Origin of the sequence: Mesorhizobium sp. M7A.T.Ca.US.000.02.2.1, assembly GCF_003996995.1 — a bacterium.
Taxonomy (GTDB): domain Bacteria; phylum Pseudomonadota; class Alphaproteobacteria; order Rhizobiales; family Rhizobiaceae; genus Mesorhizobium.
In genome coordinates this window covers 1-440 of record NZ_RZTT01000918.1, presented here as the reverse complement: position 1 = coordinate 440, position 440 = coordinate 1, and the positions used below count along the sequence as shown (strand labels likewise).

Below are 440 nucleotides of genomic sequence, written 5' to 3'. Positions count from 1 at the left end.
GGGCAGTGCTGCGGCTTAGCGGCCAAGGCCCCCTCATCCGGCCCTTCGGGCCACCTTCTCCCCGGTGGGGAGAAGAGACAGGCATCAACGTCGGCATTCTCTTCTCCCCTCGGGGAGAAGGTGGTCGCGCAGCGGCCGGATTAGGGGGCGTTTCACACAAGCGTCAGGAGAATCATCATGGAAACCATCGGCTTCATCGGCCTCGGCATCATGGGCGCGCCGATGGCGGGGCACCTGCTGGATGCGGGCTATCATGTCATCACCAGCGACCATCGCTCCAAGCCGCCGGCCGATCTCGTCGCCAAGGGGCTGAAGACCGTCACCGGCCACGCCGCCGTGGCCAAGGCTGCCGACATCATCATCCTGATGGTGCCCGACACGCCGCAGGTGGCCGATGTGCTGTTCGGCGACAACGGCGTCGCGTCCGGCCTGGCCAGGGG

At 66.8% G+C, this 440-nt stretch carries 1 protein-coding gene; it reads left to right on the top strand.

Going from position 1 to position 440, the window contains the following annotated elements; translation table 11 throughout:
* Positions 1–177 precede the first annotated feature (177 nt).
* Positions 178–440: NAD(P)-binding domain-containing protein (locus EOD15_RS35440; RefSeq protein WP_148129862.1), on the top strand; the 263-nt coding region annotated here is incomplete at its 3' end.